The sequence below is a fragment of the Halopseudomonas sp. genome (genome assembly GCF_038130085.1).
Classification (GTDB): Bacteria; Pseudomonadota; Gammaproteobacteria; order Pseudomonadales; family Pseudomonadaceae; genus Halopseudomonas.
In genome coordinates this window covers 41532-57622 of sequence record NZ_JAYPMU010000009.1, presented here as the reverse complement: position 1 = coordinate 57622, position 16091 = coordinate 41532, and the positions used below count along the sequence as shown (strand labels likewise).

Below are 16091 nucleotides of genomic sequence, written 5' to 3'. Positions count from 1 at the left end.
CATGTTGCTTTTACTCGCCGAATACCTACAGCAGTACTACTCCGGCTTTGCCGTGTTCCAGTACCTCACGCTGCGCGGCATCCTGGGTGTGTTGACTGCGCTGGCGATGGCGCTGTTCCTGGGTCCGTGGATGATTCGCACCCTGCAAATTCGTCAGATCGGACAGGCTGTGCGCAACGACGGCCCGCAGTCGCACCTGTCGAAGAAGGGCACACCGACCATGGGCGGCGCGCTGATTCTGGTTGCCATTGGTGTCAGTACCCTGCTGTGGGCTGACCTGAGCAATCTCTACGTCTGGGTGGTGCTGGGCGTGACCTTCAGCTTTGGTGCGGTTGGCTGGGTCGACGACTATCGCAAGGTGATCGAGAAGAACTCCCGCGGCCTGCCGTCTCGCTGGAAGTACTTCTGGCAGTCGGTGTTCGGTCTGGCGGCAGCCGTTGTGCTGTACATGGCAGCCAAAACGCCGGTCGAGACCACCCTGATCGTGCCGTTCTTCAAGCAGGTCGAGTTCCAGCTGGGCGTAATGTTCGTTGTGCTGACCTACTTCGTCATCGTCGGCTCCAGTAACGCGGTCAACCTGACCGATGGCCTGGACGGGCTGGCGATCATGCCGACGGTCATGGTTGGCGGCGCGCTGGGCATCTTTGCCTACCTGTCGGGTAACGCCAAGTTCGCCGAGTACCTGCTGATTCCCTATGTGCCGGGCGCTGGTGAGCTGATCATCTTCTGTGGCGCGCTGCTGGGTGCCGGTCTCGGCTTTCTCTGGTTCAACACCTATCCGGCTCAGGTCTTCATGGGCGACGTGGGTGCGCTGGCGCTGGGCGCCGCACTGGGTGTGATTGCCGTCATCGTGCGGCAGGAAATTGTGCTGTTCATCATGGGCGGCATTTTTGTGGTGGAGACGCTGTCGGTCATCGTGCAGGTGGCGTCGTTCAAGTTGACCGGTCGCCGGGTGTTCCGCATGGCACCGATTCACCACCACTTTGAACTTAAGGGCTGGCCTGAGCCGCGCGTGATCGTGCGCTTCTGGATCATCACCGTGGTACTGGTGCTGATCGGTCTGGCCACCCTGAAACTGCGTTGAGGAGCAGAGCGTGTCTCTGATTACCACGGACAAACAACGGATCATCGTCGGGCTCGGCAGCAGCGGGCTCTCGGTCGCCCGTTATCTGGCAGGCCAGGGCCTGTCCTTTGCCGTGGCCGACACCCGCCAGAACCCGCCGGGTCTGGAGCAACTCAAGCGCTTCGCGCCGATGGCTGACCTGTATCTGGGCGAGCTGGACGAAAAGTTGCTGAGCAGTGCTGACGAGCTGATCGTCAGCCCCGGTATCGCGGTGGCTACTCCGGCGCTGCAGGCGGCGGCCAAGGCCGGCGTCTCGATCGTCGGCGACATTGAACTGTTCGCGCGGGCGGCGAAGGCCCCGATCGTGGCTATCACCGGCTCCAATGCCAAGAGCACTGTGACCACGCTGGTCGGAGAGATGGCCGCTGCCGCGGGCGTGAAGGTTGCCGTTGGTGGCAATCTGGGCACGCCGGCGCTGGATCTGCTGGATCACAATGCTGAGCTGTATGTGCTTGAACTGTCGAGTTTCCAGCTGGAAACCACTGATCGGCTGAATGCGTTGGTCGCTACGGTCTTGAATGTCAGCGAAGACCACATGGATCGCTACAGCGGACTGCCGGCCTATCACATGGCCAAACACCGAATCTTTCGCGGTGCGCAACAGGTGGTGATCAACCGTGATGACGCGCTGTCTCGTCCGCTGGTTGCGGATCAGCTGCCGTGTCTGACCTTTGGTTTGTCCCGCCCTGACTTCAAGGGCTTCGGCCTGCTCGAGCAGGATGGTCATACCTGGTTGGCCTATGAATTCTCCGCGCTGATGCCCGTCAGTGATCTGCGCATTCGCGGTGCGCACAATCAGTCCAATGCCCTGGCTGCGCTGGCGCTGGGTCAGGCTGCGGGTCTGCCGATGGACGCGATGCTGCAGGCGCTTAAAACCTTTCCCGGATTAGCACACCGTTGCCAGTGGGTAGGAAGCCACGCCGGCGTTGAGTTCTTCGATGATTCCAAGGCTACCAACGTCGGCGCCGCGCTCGCGGCCATCAACGGCTTCGCTGCTGATATGAGCGGAAAATTGGTGCTGATCGCCGGTGGCGACGGCAAGGGCGCAGACTTTTCCTCGCTGCGCGAGCCGGTCGCGGAGCACTGCCGCGCCGTCGTGCTGATCGGTCGCGATGCAGAGCTGATTGCCGCTGCGCTTGACCCGCAGACTCAGTTGGTTCGCGTTGCTTCTATCGAAGAGGCGGTTACCGCCGCTGCAGCATTGGCTGAGCGGGGCGATCTGGTACTGCTGTCGCCGGCCTGCGCGAGCCTCGATATGTTCCGTAACTTCGAAGAGCGCGGCCGACTGTTTGCCGAAGCGGTAGGGAGGCTGGGCGCATGAACCTGACCTTCAACCTGCGTGACGCCGCTGCGCCGCTGATTGGTAGCCGCCGCTTTGACATGGATCTGCCGCTGTTGGTTGGCGCTGTTGCTCTGCTTGCGCTGGGACTGGTGATGGTGACCTCCGCATCTATGGAGGTAGCAGCCGGGCGCCTGGGTAACCCGCTGTTCTATATGAACCGCCAGATCATCTATCTGGTGGTGAGCCTGATTGCGCTGGTCATGACGTTGTCCGTCCCGGTGGCGGTGTGGGAGCGTTTCCGTTTTCTTCTGCTGTTTCTGGGTTTCGCCGGGCTGGTGGCAGTGCTGATCCCGGGCATCGGTCGCGAGGTTAACGGCAGCTGGCGCTGGATTGCAGTCGGTCCGATCAACGTCCAGCCGTCTGAGCTGGCAAAGCTGTTTGCGGTGGTCTTCCTCGCTGGCTATCTGGTCCAGCGCAAGGATGAAGTGAAGGAAGAGTGGTTCGGCTTCATCAAGCCCTTCATGGTGTTGGGCCCGATGGCTTGCCTGCTTATCGTTGAGCCTGACTTTGGTGCGACCGTTGTACTGATGGGCGCCGCCACTGGAATGCTGTTCCTCGGTGGCGTCGGCCTGTTCCGCTTCCTGCTGCTGTTCGGTTCGCTGGGTGCGCTGGCGGCACTGGCCGTCTGGGCTGAGCCCTATCGCCTGCAGCGTCTCACTGGTTTCCTTGATCCTTGGCAAGACCCATACGGGACCGGTTATCAGCTGACCCAGGCATTGATCGCGTTCGGTCGCGGTGAATGGTTTGGTGTCGGTCTGGGCAACAGCATCCAGAAACAGTTTTATCTGCCGGAGGCGCATACCGACTTCGTCTTCGCGGTACTTGCTGAAGAGCTCGGCATGATCGGCGCACTGGCCGCCTTCGCATTGCTGATCTTTGTCGCAGTGCGCGGCTTGTATGTAGGCCTCGCGGCTGAAGCGAAGGGCATGCTGTTTCATGCGTATCTTGCCTACGGTCTGGCGATCATGTGGTGCGGCCAGATTCTGATCAACGTCGGAGTGAACATCGGCCTGCTGCCGACCAAAGGGCTGACTCTGCCGTTCCTCAGCTACGGTGGCAGTTCGTTGGTGGTGTGCTGCGTTTGTCTCGGTCTGCTGCTGCGGATCGACTGGGAGCGCCGCCAGGCAGCCAAGGAGATGACCAATGAGTAACAAGGTTCTGGTCATGGCTGGCGGTACCGGCGGACACGTGTTCCCTGCACTGGCCTGTGCTCGCATGCTGCGCGATCAGGGGTATGAGGTGCATTGGCTGGGTACGCGCCGCGGCATCGAGGTGGACCTGGTGCCGCAGGCTGGTTTCCCGATCCATTACATCGATATTCAGGGGCTGCGGGGCAAGGGCAAGCTGGATCTGCTCAAGGCGCCGTTCCGCATTGTCCGCGCGCTGGGCCAGTCGCTGCGTCTGCTGGCTGATCTCAAGCCCGTCTGCGTTCTCGGTGCTGGTGGCTATGTAACCGGGCCCGGTGGCTTGGCTGCCTGGCTGCGCCGTATTCCGCTGGTGATTCATGAGCAGAACGCCGTGGTTGGGACCACCAACCGCCTGCTCGCCCGGTTCGCCAAGCGCCGCTGTGAAGGTTTTGCCGGCAGTTTCGCCGATGGTGAGAACCGTCGCAGCACTGGCAACCCGGTGCGTGAAGATATTTTTGCTACGCCGGCAATGCGCTGGGACGGCAGCCGTCCGCTGCGCCTGCTGGTACTGGGTGGCAGCCTGGGCGCGATGCCGCTGAATAATCTGCTGCCAAAAGCACTTGCGCGTATTGAACCGAATCAGCGTCCGCAGGTGGTGCACCAGTGCGGTAAGCAGCATCTACTTATGGCGCGTGAAGCCTACGAGCAGGCTGGTGTGCGCGCCGAAGTGGAGGCGTTCATCGCTGATATGGCAGGCGCCTACGCCTGGGCTGATCTGGTGATCTGCCGTGCTGGTGCGCTGACTGTCTGTGAGTTGGCCGCCGCTGGCCGCCCGTCACTGCTGATTCCGTTGCCGCATGCGATTGACGACCACCAGACCGCCAATGCGCGCTATCTGGCTGACCGCGGCGCTGCGGTTTTGATGCCGCAGCGCCAGCTCGACGACGAGCAACTGGCAAACACCCTTACTAATTACATGAATAACCCGGAGCTGCTGCAACAGATGGCCGAACGAGCCCGTGAACAAGCCACCCCGAACGCGACCGCCGATGTGGTACGCGCCTGTCTGGAGGTAGCCCGTGAGCACTAACAAGCGCAGTCAGGCGACGTTTACCCTGCCGGAGATGCGGCGCATCCGCAGTATCCACTTTGTGGGTATCGGCGGCGTTGGTATGTGCGGTATTGCTGAGGTGCTGCTGAATCTGGGGTATCAGGTGTCCGGCTCCGACCTCAAGCGCTCGGCGGTGACCCAGCGTCTGGAGTCCTTTGGCGCACGTATTGATATCGGGCACCGCGCAGAGAATGTGCAGGAAGCCGACGTGCTGGTTGTGTCCAGCGCGATCAACCCGCAGAACCCCGAAGTAGCCGGTGCCATCGAACGCCGCATCCCGGTCGTGCCGCGCGCCGAAATGCTGGCTGAGCTGATGCGCTATCGCCACGGTATTGCGGTTGCCGGGACCCATGGCAAGACCACCACCACCAGTCTGATCGCCTCTGTGCTAGCGGCTGACGGTCTGAGCCCGACCTTCGTGATTGGCGGCAAGTTGACTGCCGCCGGGACCAATGCCCAATTGGGTGAAAGCCGCTATCTGGTTGCCGAAGCGGACGAAAGCGATGCGTCCTTCCTGCATCTGCAGCCGATGGTCGCCATCGTCACCAATATCGACGCCGATCACATGGCGACCTACGAGGGTGACTTCAACAAACTGAAGCGCACCTTCGTCGAGTTTCTGCACAACCTGCCGTTCTACGGGCTGGCCGTGCTGTGCATCGACGATCCGGTAGTGCGCGAGATCCTGCCGCAGATCAATCGTCAGGTGATTACCTACGGTCAGTCGGAGGACGCTGATATTCGCGCGGTGGATATCCACCAGCAGGGTATGCAGACCTACTTCACCGTGCTGCGTGACGGCCGTGAGCCGCTCAAGGTTTCGGTCAACATGCCGGGCGTGCACAACGTGCTGAACTCGTTGGCGACCATCGCTGTTGCGACTGATGAAGGCGTCTCCGATCGTGCCATCGTTGAGGGATTGGCTGGATTTCAGGGGGTTGGTCGCCGCTTTCAGGTGCAGGGCAATTACCGCTGGGACAATGGCGAAGTCATGCTGGTTGACGACTACGGTCATCACCCGCGTGAAGTCGCCGCGGTCATCAAGGCCGTGCGTGCTGGCTGGCCAGAGCGCCGCCTGGTCATGCTCTACCAGCCGCACCGTTACAGCCGCACTCGCGATCTCTATGAGGACTTCGTGCAGGTACTGGGCGAGGCCAATGCGCTGTTGTTGATGGAAGTTTATCCCGCTGGCGAAGAGCCTATTCCGGGCGCTGACAGCAAGCACCTGTGCCGCAGCATTCGCCAGCGCGGCCAGTTGGATCCGATTTATGTCGAGCGTGATGCTGACGTCATGCCGCTGCTGGAAGCGGTACTGCAGCCGGGCGACATTCTGTTGACCCAAGGCGCAGGTGATATTGGTGGGTTGTCGGTTCAGTTGGCCGACGCTCTGGGCAAGCGTGATACCGGGGGTAAAGCCTGATGGTCGATGTTGCAGACTTTGGGCGTGTAGCAGTGTTGTACGGCGGCAAGTCCGCTGAGCGTGCGGTATCGCTGAAATCCGGTGCGGCCGTGTTGGCTGCACTGCAAGGCGCGGGTGTCGATGCCTATGGCATTGATGCTGACGAAACATTGGCAGAGCAACTGCTGGGTCAGCGACCAGATCGTGTATTTATCGCGCTGCATGGCCGCGGTGGTGAAGACGGCAGTCTGCAGGGCCTGCTGGAGAGTCTGCAGATTCCCTATACCGGCAGCGGCGTGATGGCTTCTGCGGTAGGTATGGACAAACTGCGCACCAAGCAGATTTGGCAGAGCCTGGGCTTGCCGACACCGAAGTACGCGATGCTGCGCAGCGCTGAGCAATGCGCTGCGATAGTCGAGCAGTTAGGCACGCCGCTGATCATCAAGCCGCTGCATGAAGGGTCGAGCATTGGCATGGCCAAGGCCGACAGTCTGCAGCAGTTGCAGGACGCGTGGGAAAGCGCACGCAGCTACGACGATGAGGCTCTAGTTGAACAGTGGGTACACGGCGCCGAGTTCACTGTCGCCATCCTGGACGGTCAGGCGCTGCCGCCGATCCGTTTGCGCACGCCACACACCTTCTACGACTACGACGCCAAGTATCAGGCCAATGACACTCAGTACCTGTGTCCTTGCGGTTTGCCTGCAGAACAGGAAGCGCAACTCAAGGCGCTTAGTTTGCAGGCATTCGAAGCCGTGGGATGCAAGGGCTGGGGGCGTGTTGACGTGATGCAGGACGAGCAGGGCCATTTTTACCTGCTGGAAGTGAACACCGTGCCGGGAATGACCGACCACAGCCTGGTGCCGATGGCTGCCAAGGCTACCGGGCTTGAATTTGATGCGCTGGTACTGGCCATTCTGGCCGGCACCTTGAACTGACGGATAACGCAATGCAGGCGATTCGCGAAACACGCAACGCAGCACCGCTCTCCCGCCGCAAGGCTGGTGGGCGCGGCGCTGTGCGCGTGCCGCCTGCGCAACCACGGCAGTTGCCGCGCCTGCGCCTGCCGCGTCCGAATATGAGTGGCTTCGGCACGCGCCTGCAGCATGTGTTGTGGCCGCTGCTGCTGGTCGCTCTGGGGATGGGGCTGTACGAGCTGGGCAGTCGCTTGATGCCGCTTGCTGACCGACCGATTGCGCTGATCAGTGTTGAGGGTGAGCTGGAGTACATCGACCGTGATGCGGTGCAGCAGGTTATTCAGCCCTATCTGAATGACAGCTTTCTGGGCATTGACCTGGATGGCTTGCACAACGACCTGCTGGCGATGCCTTGGGTTGCGCAGGCGTCCGTTCGCCGGGTCTGGCCGGACAAGCTGGTCATCGCCCTGGATGAGCAGCTGCCGGTTGCGCGCTGGGGCGAAAGCGCGCTGCTGAACAACGAGGGTAAAGCGTTCGAACCGCAGGACATCGCCCGGTTCAACGACTTGCCGCAGCTGAACGGCCCGGAGCGTTCCAAGCGCAAGGTGATGCGCCAGTACCAGCAGTTCAGCAGCCTGCTGCGCCCGCAGGGCATGGTTGTCAGCAAGCTCGAGCTACGTGATCGCGGCAGCTGGTTCCTGACCACCGATGACGGAATGGAATTGCTGTTGGGGCGGGACAACTTGGTAGACAAGATGCAGCGGTTCATGACGATCGAGCAACTGATGCTCAGCGATCGTCGGGAGCTGATCGCGCGGGTAGACCTGCGTTATAGCAACAGTATGGCTGTCGCCTGGCGTGATGCCGGCGAGGCCGAAAAAGCGGCGGAGTAACGGGAAGACTATGGCAAGCAAGCAGGGCAGCAGAATGATTGTGGGCCTGGATATCGGCACCTCGAAGGTCGTCGCACTGGTCGGCGAGATCGGGGCGGACGGCGAGCTAGAAATCGTCGGTATCGGCTCGCATCCCTCGCGCGGACTCAAGAAGGGCGTGGTGGTCAACATCGAATCGACGGTGCAGTCCATCCAGCGCGCGATCGAAGAGGCCGAGCTGATGGCCGGCTGCCAGATTCACTCGGTCTATGCCGGTATTGCGGGTAATCACATTCGCAGCCTGAACTCCAACGGTATCGTCGCCATCCGCGACCGTGAAGTCGTGCAGGCCGATATCGAGCGGGTACTCGATGCGGGGCAGGCCGTGGCGATTCCGGCTGACCAGAAAGTGCTGCACATCCTGCCGCAGGAATATGTGATCGATAACCAGGAAGGTGTACGTGAGCCGCTGGGTATGTCGGGCGTGCGCCTGGAAGCCAAGGTGCACTTGGTGACCTGCGCCCTGAATGCGGTGCAGAACATTGAAAAATGTATTCGCCGCTGCGGCCTGGAAGTCGAAGACGTCATTCTGGAGCAGCTGGCCTCCAGCTACGCCGTACTGACAGAAGACGAAAAAGAGCTGGGCGTCTGCCTGGTGGATATCGGTGGCGGCACGACTGACATTGCCATCTTTACCGAGGGCGCCATTCGCCACACAGCGGTGATTCCGATTGCCGGTGATCAGGTCACCAACGACATCGCCATGGCCCTGCGTACGCCGACTCAGTACGCCGAAGAAATCAAAATTCGTTACGCCTGTGCACTGGCGAAACTGGCTGGCCCGGAAGAAACCATCAAGGTGCCGAGCGTGGGTGAGCGTCCGCCGCGTGATCTGTCACGTCAGGCTCTCGCCGAGGTGGTTGAGCCACGCTACGACGAGCTGTTCACCCTGATTCAGGCAGAACTGCGCCGCTCGGGGTTCGAAGACATGATTCCCGCCGGCATCGTCATGACGGGTGGCACCGCCAAGATGGAAGGTGCTATCGAGCTAGCCGAAGAAATTTTCCACATGCCGGTTCGACTCGGCATGCCGCAGGAATTCAAAGGACTCACCGATGTGGTGCGCAACCCGATCTATGCCACCGGCGTGGGTCTGTTGCATTACGGCATGAAGCACCACGGTGAGCACGGCTCCCAGCCGAGCGAGAGCAATAAGGCGCCGGTGCTGGAGCGCGTAAAGAAGTGGTTTCAGGGCAATTTCTGATTGCGCTGTTGCAGTACTAGACCCGCCAAAGCGGGCATTAAGCAGTAAACGAAACGAAAAAATACGAGTAGCTATTCAAGGAGAAAGGCCATGTTCGAACTGATCGATAACGTTCCGCAGAACGCAGTAATCAAGGTCGTCGGTGTGGGCGGTGGTGGCGGCAACGCGCTGCAGCACATGGTGGTGAACAATGTCGAAGGCGTCGATTTCATATGCGCCAATACCGACGCGCAAGCTCTGAAAAACGTCAGCGCGCGCACCGTGCTGCAACTGGGCTCGGGTGTCACCAAAGGTCTGGGCGCCGGTGCCAACCCACTGATCGGTCGTGAAGCAGCCATCGAAGATCGTGAGCGCATCGCCGAAGTGCTGCAGGGCTCCGACATGGTATTCATCACTGCTGGCATGGGTGGTGGTACCGGTACCGGTGCTGCGCCAATTGTTGCGGAAGTTGCTCGTGAAATGGGCATCCTGACCGTTGCTGTTGTGACCAAACCGTTCCCGTTTGAAGGCCGCAAGCGTCTGCAGGTTGCTGAAGAGGGTATCCGTGAGCTGAGCCAGCACGTGGACTCGCTGATCACTATCCCGAATGAAAAGCTGCTGACCGTGCTGGGCAAAGACGCCAGCCTCCTGGCCGCGTTCAGCAAGGCTAACGACGTATTGCTGGGTGCAGTGCAGGGTATCGCTGACCTGATCATGCGTCCCGGTATGATCAACGTCGACTTCGCCGACGTGAAGACTGTCATGAGCGAAATGGGTATGGCGATGATGGGTACCGGTCACGCCAGTGGTCCGAACCGTGCGCGTGAAGCGGCCGAGGCAGCAATCCGCAGCCCGCTGCTGGAAGACGTCAACCTGATGGGCGCTCGCGGCATTCTGGTCAACATTACTGCAGGCCCTGATCTGTCGCTGGGCGAGTTCTCCGAGGTTGGTAGCACGGTCGAAGAGTTTGCCTCTGAAACCGCAACAGTGGTTGTTGGTACCGTTATTGATCCGGAACTGCGCGACGAACTGCGTGTCACTGTGGTTGCTACTGGCTTGGGTGCGCGTGAGAAGCCGGTCAAGGTCGTGGACAACACCGCCGCTGCCCCGGCTCAGGCCGCTCGTCAGCCGGAAGCCGGTGCGCCGAACTACCGTGACCTTGATCGCCCAACCGTCATGCGCAACCAGCATGGCTCGGGCAGTGCTGCTGCTCAGCTGAGCAAGCCGGCTGACGATCTGGATTATCTGGATATTCCGGCATTCCTGCGCCGTCAGGCTGATTGAGCTGGTCAATTGAAGGCATAGGGGTAATTGGTATTCATCAAAAGCTGACTTTGCTATGATGCACGCCAGTTTACTGAGGGTTTTTCGCAATCAGAGCGGAAGCAGGCAAGCATGATCAGACAACGCACATTGAAGAACGTCATCCGGGCCACAGGTGTGGGCCTGCATTCGGGTGAGAAGGTTTACCTCACACTGAAGCCGGCACCGGTGGACACGGGGATCGTGTTCCGGCGCGTGGATCTCGACCCGGTTGTCGAGATCCCGGCGCGTGCCGAGTGTGTTGGTGAGACGACCATGTCGACGACCCTCATTAAGGACGGCGCCAAAGTAGATACGGTTGAGCATCTGCTGTCGGCAATGGCGGGTCTGGGTATTGATAATGCCTATGTCGAGCTGAGCGCGGCGGAAGTGCCAATTATGGATGGCAGCGCTGGTCCCTTTGTCTTTCTCATTCAGTCGGCGGGCATCGCAGAACAGGATGCCGCCAAGCAATTTATTCGTATCAAGCGGGAAGTGACGGTTGAAGAAGATGGTAAGACTGCCACCTTTGTACCCTTTGAGGGCTTTAAGGTGTCGTTCGGTATCGACTTTGATCACCCGGTTTTCCGTGGTCGCAGCCAGCAGGCATGCGTCGACTTTTCGAGCACTTCCTTTGTGAAGGAAGTCAGTCGCGCACGCACGTTCGGTTTTATGCGCGACATCGAGTACCTGCGTTCGCAGAACCTGGCGCTTGGTGGCAGTGTCGATAACGCCATTGTGGTGGACGAGTATCGGGTGTTGAACGAGGACGGTCTTCGTTACGAAGACGAGTTCGTCAAACACAAGATTCTGGACGCCATTGGGGATCTTTATCTGCTGGGCAAAAGTCTGGTTGGTGAGTTCCGCGGCTACAAATCGGGGCATGCGCTGAACAACAAGCTGCTGCGTGCACTATTGGCAAACAAGGATGCGTGGGAACTGGTTACCTTCGACGACGCAGGTACCGCTCCAATCTCCTACATGCGTCCCGCTGCGGCGGTCTGATTCCAGACGGCTGACAGACTACTCGTTTCGTTTCTTGTTTCGGCCGCCTTCGGGCGGCCGTTTTTATTTCCGCTAATTGTCTTTCTGTGCCGGATCAGTGACTTTCCGGCTCTCCGTGATGCCGCGCCAGACGATTAAGCGCAGCTTTGAGCGCCGGGTCGCAGACGTGCTCGGCGGTTTCCTGCAATGTGCTGCTGGCGACCTTTGAGCGTCGGATAGTGCGAACGGGTGGTGATTTTTTGACCAGTGGTGGTTGTACCTTGCAATGAATTTTCGTTAAGGTGGCGAATTCGTTGAAGGTCTGCAGGTCCCGAATCAGCCTTTTCTGCTGATAGCGCATTCGCGTAGCCCACTGACTGCTGGTCACCACCAGGCGCAGTACGCCGGTCTCGAAAGAGGCAACTCGGCATTGCTCCCGTGCGGCTGGTTCCAGGCGGGATTGGAACAATGCTTGCAGGCGTTCTAGTTGACGGGACTTCTCCAGCAGGGCACGGAGTGTGCTGCTGGTCCTTATCAGGTCGGTTGGTCGACGTGCGTCCAGCGGATGGAATGCCATGGGTTCGCTGCCAGCCAGGAGTGTGTTGGAGCGGTCATCCTATCAGAACCGCCGTCAAGAATGTTTGGGGATGCTATTTGAACATCATTATTCTCACCGGGCGCAATGGCGCATCGCGAACGCTCACGCTGGGTGCCCCTTGGGTCGTGGCTGGCGTGTCTCTGCTGCTGGCCCTGCCGTTAGTGGCCTCCTTGGTTACCTGGCAGATGATGGCTGGCAATGCGCCCGATTTGGCAGCCAATGACTCGGGTGTGCCGCAGTGGCAACAAGTGCTGCAGGAATACGACGTTGATCCGCTGGCGGAGGACGATGGTACCCAGGCGCAGATTGAGCGCATGAGCCAGCAGCTGGCCCGTCTGCAGATGCGGCTGACTCGACTGGATGCGCTGGGTGAGCGCCTGACCGAGATGGCAGACTTCAATGATGGCGAGTTCGATTTTGGCGCCGAGTCTGACTTTGATTTTGGTATTGACCTAGACAAGGGGGTGGGTGGTCCGGAGCTGCGTGATGATGATCTGTCGTTCGAAGCCCCCTCCGATTTGCAGGGGTTGATAGAACAGCTGTCGGCTCGAGTCGATAATCGCACTCAGCAACTGCAGTTGCTCGAGGACCTGATGGTCAATCGCCAGACCGATGTCGATGCCATGTTGGATTTCGTACCCGTCAGCGTGGGGCATTTGTCTTCCACCTTCGGTCGCCGTACCGATCCGATCACCGGGCGCCTGTCGATGCACAACGGTCTGGACTTTGCCGCGCCGCGTGGCACGCCAATCCATGCGTTGGGTGCAGGAGTTGTTACCTTTGCCGGGCGTAACGGTGCCTATGGCAATATGGTCGAGATCAATCACGGTGGTGGCTTGAAGAGCCGCTATGCGCATGCATCCGCACTGAATGTCAGCAAAGGCGACCTGGTACAGAAGGGGCAGGAAATCGCTGCAGTTGGTACCACCGGCCGTTCAACTGGTCCGCACCTTCACCTTGAAGTCTACCGCAATGGTATGGCGGTCAATCCTGCTCGCTTCCTGGCGTTGAAATAACCCTTCTTGATCCTCATATAGGTTGTCGGTCGACGTACTTGTCGGCTGGCGGCTGTTCCCTCTGCGCGGTTTAATGTGCGGCAGAAATCAGAGTAGAATGCCGTTTTCGGGCTGGTCCGGCAGCATGGGACTGGACACGCCACTCATCACATGGATATCTAAGTCGATTATGTTTGCGCCGTTAATGAGAAAGCTGTTTGGAAGCAAGAACGACCGTGAATTGAAGCGAATGGGTAAGGTTGTCGCTGCGATCAATGCCCTCGAAGAAAGCTTGAATGCACTGAGTGATGAACAGCTAAAGGCGAAAACAGACGAATTCAAGCAACGCCTCGCTGGCGGCGAAACTCTGGATGCGCTCCTGCCCGAAGCCTTCGCCGTCGTGCGCGAGGCCGGCAAGCGTGTGATGGGTATGCGCCACTTTGATGTCCAGTTGGTCGGTGGCATGGCGCTGCACGAAGGCAAGATTGCCGAGATGAAGACCGGTGAGGGTAAGACGCTGGTTGGTACGCTGCCGGTGTACCTCAATGCGCTGGCCGGCAAAGGCGTTCATGTGGTGACCGTGAACGATTACCTGGCCAATCGCGATGCCAACACCATGCGTCCGCTGTATGAGTTCTTGGGGATGAGTGTCGGCGTTGTTGTGCCGATGCAGGATCCGGAGCAAAAGCGTGCTGCCTACCAGTGCGATATCACCTACAGCACCAACAATGAACTTGGCTTCGACTACCTGCGCGACAACATGGCGTTTCGCCTGGAGGACAAGTTTCAGCGTGAGCCTTTCTTCGCCGTAGTCGACGAGGTCGACTCGATCCTGATCGACGAGGCGCGAACGCCGCTGATCATTTCCGGTCCTGCTGAAGATAGTTCCCGCCTCTACACTACCGTCAACAAACTCATTCCCTTGCTCAAGCGCGGCAAACTGGCCGAAGAAGGCGAGGAAGGTGTTGAAGGTCATTACCTGATCGATGAGAAGGCTCGTCAGGTCGAGCTGACTGAAGAAGGGCACCAGTTTGTTGAAGAGCTGCTGGTGCGTGAAGGCATGCTCAACGAAGGTGACAGCCTCTACGCCGCGCAGAACCTCGGTCTTTTGCATCACGTGCACTCTGGTCTGCGCGCACACACGCTGTTCCATCGCAACGTCGAGTACATCGTGCAGAACAATCAGGTTCTGCTGGTTGATGAGCATACTGGCCGTACCATGCCCGGTCGTCGGTTGTCTGAGGGCCTGCATCAGGCTATCGAGGCAAAGGAAGGGCTGCAGATCCAGGCCGAGAGCCAAACCCTGGCGTCCACCACTTTCCAGAACTACTTCCGCCTGTATCCGAAACTGTCCGGTATGACCGGTACGGCCGATACCGAGGCGTTCGAGTTCCGTCAGATTTATGGTCTGGACGTGCTCGTCATTCCTACTAACAAGCCGATGGTGCGCAAGGACTACAACGACCTTGTCTATCTCAGCATCGAGGAAAAGTTTGCTGCCATCGTTGCCGACATCAAGCACTGCATGGAGCAAGGTCGTCCGGTGCTGGTGGGTACGGCGTCGATTGAATCGTCCGAGGTGGTGGCCAATCTGCTGACCCGCGAGAAAGTGCCGCACAAGGTTCTGAACGCCAAGTTCCACGAGAAGGAAGCCGAAATCGTTGCGCAGGCCGGTCGTCCCGGCGCGGTAACCATCGCCACCAACATGGCTGGCCGCGGCACTGACATCATCCTGGGCGGTAACTGGGAAGCAGAAGTTGCTGCGTTGGAGAATCCGACTGAGCAGCAGATCGCTCAGATCAAAGACGAGTGGCAGTTGCGTCATCAGCAGGTGCTTGAGGCCGGTGGCCTGCACATTATTGCCTGTGAGCGTCACGAGTCTCGCCGTATCGACAATCAGCTGCGTGGCCGCGCAGGTCGTCAGGGTGACCCGGGCTCCAGCCGTTTCTATCTGTCGCTGGAAGATAACCTGATGCGCATCTTCGCCTCTGACCGGGTGAAGAACTTCATGAAAGCGCTTGGCATGGAGAAGGGTGAGGCCATTGAGCACCGCATGGTGACCAACGCTATCGAGAAGGCGCAGCGGAAGGTCGAAGGTCGCAACTTCGACATTCGTAAGCAACTGCTGGAATACGATGATGTAGCCAACGAGCAGCGTAAGGTCATTTATGGCCAGCGCAACTCCATTCTGGCTAGTGAAAACGTTGAAGAGACAATCAACGCGATCCGCCAGGACGTCGTAAATGATCTGGTGGCCATGCATATGCCGGCTGGCAGCTTGCCGGAGCAATGGGACGTTGCTGGCTTGGAGCAAAGCATCGCTTCCGAGCTGGGTTTGCATTTGACCATTCAGCAATGGCTGGACGAGGACGAGCGTCTGAGCGAGCAGGGCGTGGCCGAGCGCGTTCTTGAAGCGCTGGTTGCTGCCTACCGGGAGAAGGAAGAACTGGCCGGCGCTGAAGCGCTGCGTACCTTCGAGAAACAGATGCTGTTGCGTGTGCTGGATGACCTGTGGAAAGAGCACCTGGCAACCATGGACCACCTGCGTCAGGGTATTCACCTGCGTGGCTATGCGCAGAAGAATCCGAAGCAGGAGTACAAGCGCGAAGCCTTCAACCTGTTCCAGGAAATGCTGGAAACCCTCAAGCGCGACACCATTCGCGTACTCAGTCATGTGCAGGTGCGCCGCGAGGATCCGGCCGAGGAAGAGGCGCGACTGCGTCGTCAGGCTGAGGAGTTGCAGCGTCGCATGCAGTTCAAGCATGAAGAGGTGAATGCTGTCGCGGACGCTGCAGGCGAGGATGCAGGTGAGCCAGAGCAGGCGGGTGCCGCGGCGCCGGTCACGCGCGAAGGCCCCAAGGTTGGTCGTAATGATGCCTGCCCATGTGGCTCCGGCAAGAAGTACAAGCACTGCCACGGCCAGATCAGCTGATTCCGGTTGCTAGCCTTGCAGTTGTAATGAGTTGGTGTGGGGGTTGACGAAAATTCGTAAAACCCCACACGTGTTTGTGGCGTTGTATTATACCGAGTTCGTGTGTTTAATGAGATTCCTGTCGGGGGTGGCCCTTTTGCATTGTT

General features: G+C 59.3%; 13 protein-coding genes. 12 read left to right on the top strand and 1 reads right to left on the bottom strand.

Translation table 11 applies throughout. The annotated features are described in order from the left end of the window. Position 1 precedes the first annotated feature (1 nt). The 10 genes from mraY (at position 2) to lpxC (ending at position 11441) form a co-directional block, all read left to right on the top strand. The gene (mraY, locus tag AAFM31_RS08820) at positions 2-1084 is read left to right on the top strand and encodes a phospho-N-acetylmuramoyl-pentapeptide-transferase (protein WP_341707551.1); all 1083 of its coding nucleotides are present in this window, start codon (positions 2-4) and stop codon (positions 1082-1084) included. A 10-nt stretch (positions 1085-1094) separates the two neighbouring features. Further along, on the top strand, positions 1095-2444 hold the full coding sequence (gene murD, locus AAFM31_RS08815; RefSeq protein WP_341707550.1) for a UDP-N-acetylmuramoyl-L-alanine--D-glutamate ligase: 1350 nt from the start codon (positions 1095-1097) through the stop codon (positions 2442-2444). Continuing rightward, positions 2441-3616 carry a putative lipid II flippase FtsW gene (gene ftsW / locus AAFM31_RS08810; RefSeq protein ID WP_341707549.1) on the top strand — a complete coding sequence of 392 codons (1176 nt, stop codon included), beginning with the start codon at positions 2441-2443 and terminating at the stop codon, positions 3614-3616. Before murD ends, ftsW begins: the two co-directional genes overlap by 4 nt. After that, positions 3609-4682 (top strand): undecaprenyldiphospho-muramoylpentapeptide beta-N-acetylglucosaminyltransferase, encoded by a 1074-nt coding sequence (gene murG / locus AAFM31_RS08805; protein WP_341707548.1) that lies wholly within the window; start codon positions 3609-3611, stop codon positions 4680-4682. The genes ftsW and murG overlap by 8 nt, the downstream gene beginning before the upstream one ends. Positions 4683-4716: 34 nt before the next feature. Beyond that, positions 4717-6123: a UDP-N-acetylmuramate--L-alanine ligase gene (murC, locus tag AAFM31_RS08800; protein WP_341707623.1), complete on the top strand. Its 1407-nt coding sequence runs from the start codon at positions 4717-4719 to the stop codon at positions 6121-6123. Beyond that, the gene (locus tag AAFM31_RS08795) at positions 6123-7040 is read left to right on the top strand and encodes a D-alanine--D-alanine ligase (protein WP_341707547.1); all 918 of its coding nucleotides are present in this window, start codon (positions 6123-6125) and stop codon (positions 7038-7040) included. The genes murC and AAFM31_RS08795 overlap by 1 nt, the downstream gene beginning before the upstream one ends. A gap of 11 nt (positions 7041-7051) precedes the next feature. Continuing rightward, positions 7052-7912, top strand: a complete 861-nt coding sequence (locus tag AAFM31_RS08790; RefSeq protein WP_341707546.1) for a cell division protein FtsQ/DivIB — start codon at positions 7052-7054, stop codon at positions 7910-7912. 10 nt (positions 7913-7922) lie between these two features. Further along, a complete protein-coding gene (gene ftsA, locus AAFM31_RS08785) occupies positions 7923-9155 on the top strand; it encodes a cell division protein FtsA (protein ID WP_341707545.1) in 1233 nt (410 codons plus the stop codon). A 90-nt stretch (positions 9156-9245) separates the two neighbouring features. Continuing rightward, a complete protein-coding gene (gene ftsZ, locus AAFM31_RS08780; RefSeq protein WP_341707544.1) occupies positions 9246-10418 on the top strand; it encodes a cell division protein FtsZ in 1173 nt (390 codons plus the stop codon). Positions 10419-10529: 111 nt separating this feature from the next. Then, entirely contained in the window at positions 10530-11441 is a 912-nt protein-coding gene (gene lpxC / locus AAFM31_RS08775) for a UDP-3-O-acyl-N-acetylglucosamine deacetylase (protein WP_341707543.1), read from the top strand. 94 nt (positions 11442-11535) lie between these two features. Here lpxC and AAFM31_RS08770 read toward each other — a convergent pair whose 3' ends face one another. Continuing rightward, positions 11536-11997, bottom strand: a complete 462-nt coding sequence (locus tag AAFM31_RS08770; protein WP_341707542.1) for a DUF721 domain-containing protein — start codon at positions 11995-11997, stop codon at positions 11536-11538. 77 nt (positions 11998-12074) lie between these two features. Between AAFM31_RS08770 and AAFM31_RS08765 the strand changes: the two genes are divergently transcribed. Both AAFM31_RS08765 and secA read left to right on the top strand, forming a co-directional pair. Beyond that, a complete protein-coding gene (locus tag AAFM31_RS08765; RefSeq protein WP_341707541.1) occupies positions 12075-13034 on the top strand; it encodes a M23 family metallopeptidase in 960 nt (319 codons plus the stop codon). A 169-nt stretch (positions 13035-13203) separates the two neighbouring features. Beyond that, entirely contained in the window at positions 13204-15945 is a 2742-nt protein-coding gene (gene secA, locus AAFM31_RS08760) for a preprotein translocase subunit SecA (RefSeq protein ID WP_341707540.1), read from the top strand. The last annotated feature ends 146 nt before the right edge of the window (positions 15946-16091 follow it).

Bases quoted from the DNA above. Each gene is read 5' to 3' on its own strand.
- mraY (WP_341707551.1), top strand. From the start codon at position 2: ATGTTGCTTTTACTCGCCGAATACCTACAGCAGTACTACTCCGGCTTT.
- ftsW (WP_341707549.1), top strand. From the start codon at position 2,441: ATGAACCTGACCTTCAACCTGCGTGACGCCGCTGCGCCGCTGATTGGT.
- murG (WP_341707548.1), top strand. From the start codon at position 3,609: ATGAGTAACAAGGTTCTGGTCATGGCTGGCGGTACCGGCGGACACGTG.
- murC (WP_341707623.1), top strand. From the start codon at position 4,717: ATGCGGCGCATCCGCAGTATCCACTTTGTGGGTATCGGCGGCGTTGGT.
- AAFM31_RS08795 (WP_341707547.1), top strand. From the start codon at position 6,123: ATGGTCGATGTTGCAGACTTTGGGCGTGTAGCAGTGTTGTACGGCGGC.
- AAFM31_RS08790 (WP_341707546.1), top strand. From the start codon at position 7,052: ATGCAGGCGATTCGCGAAACACGCAACGCAGCACCGCTCTCCCGCCGC.
- ftsA (WP_341707545.1), top strand. From the start codon at position 7,923: ATGGCAAGCAAGCAGGGCAGCAGAATGATTGTGGGCCTGGATATCGGC.
- ftsZ (WP_341707544.1), top strand. From the start codon at position 9,246: ATGTTCGAACTGATCGATAACGTTCCGCAGAACGCAGTAATCAAGGTC.
- lpxC (WP_341707543.1), top strand. From the start codon at position 10,530: ATGATCAGACAACGCACATTGAAGAACGTCATCCGGGCCACAGGTGTG.
- AAFM31_RS08770 (WP_341707542.1), bottom strand. From the start codon at position 11,997: ATGGCATTCCATCCGCTGGACGCACGTCGACCAACCGACCTGATAAGG.
- secA (WP_341707540.1), top strand. From the start codon at position 13,204: ATGTTTGCGCCGTTAATGAGAAAGCTGTTTGGAAGCAAGAACGACCGT.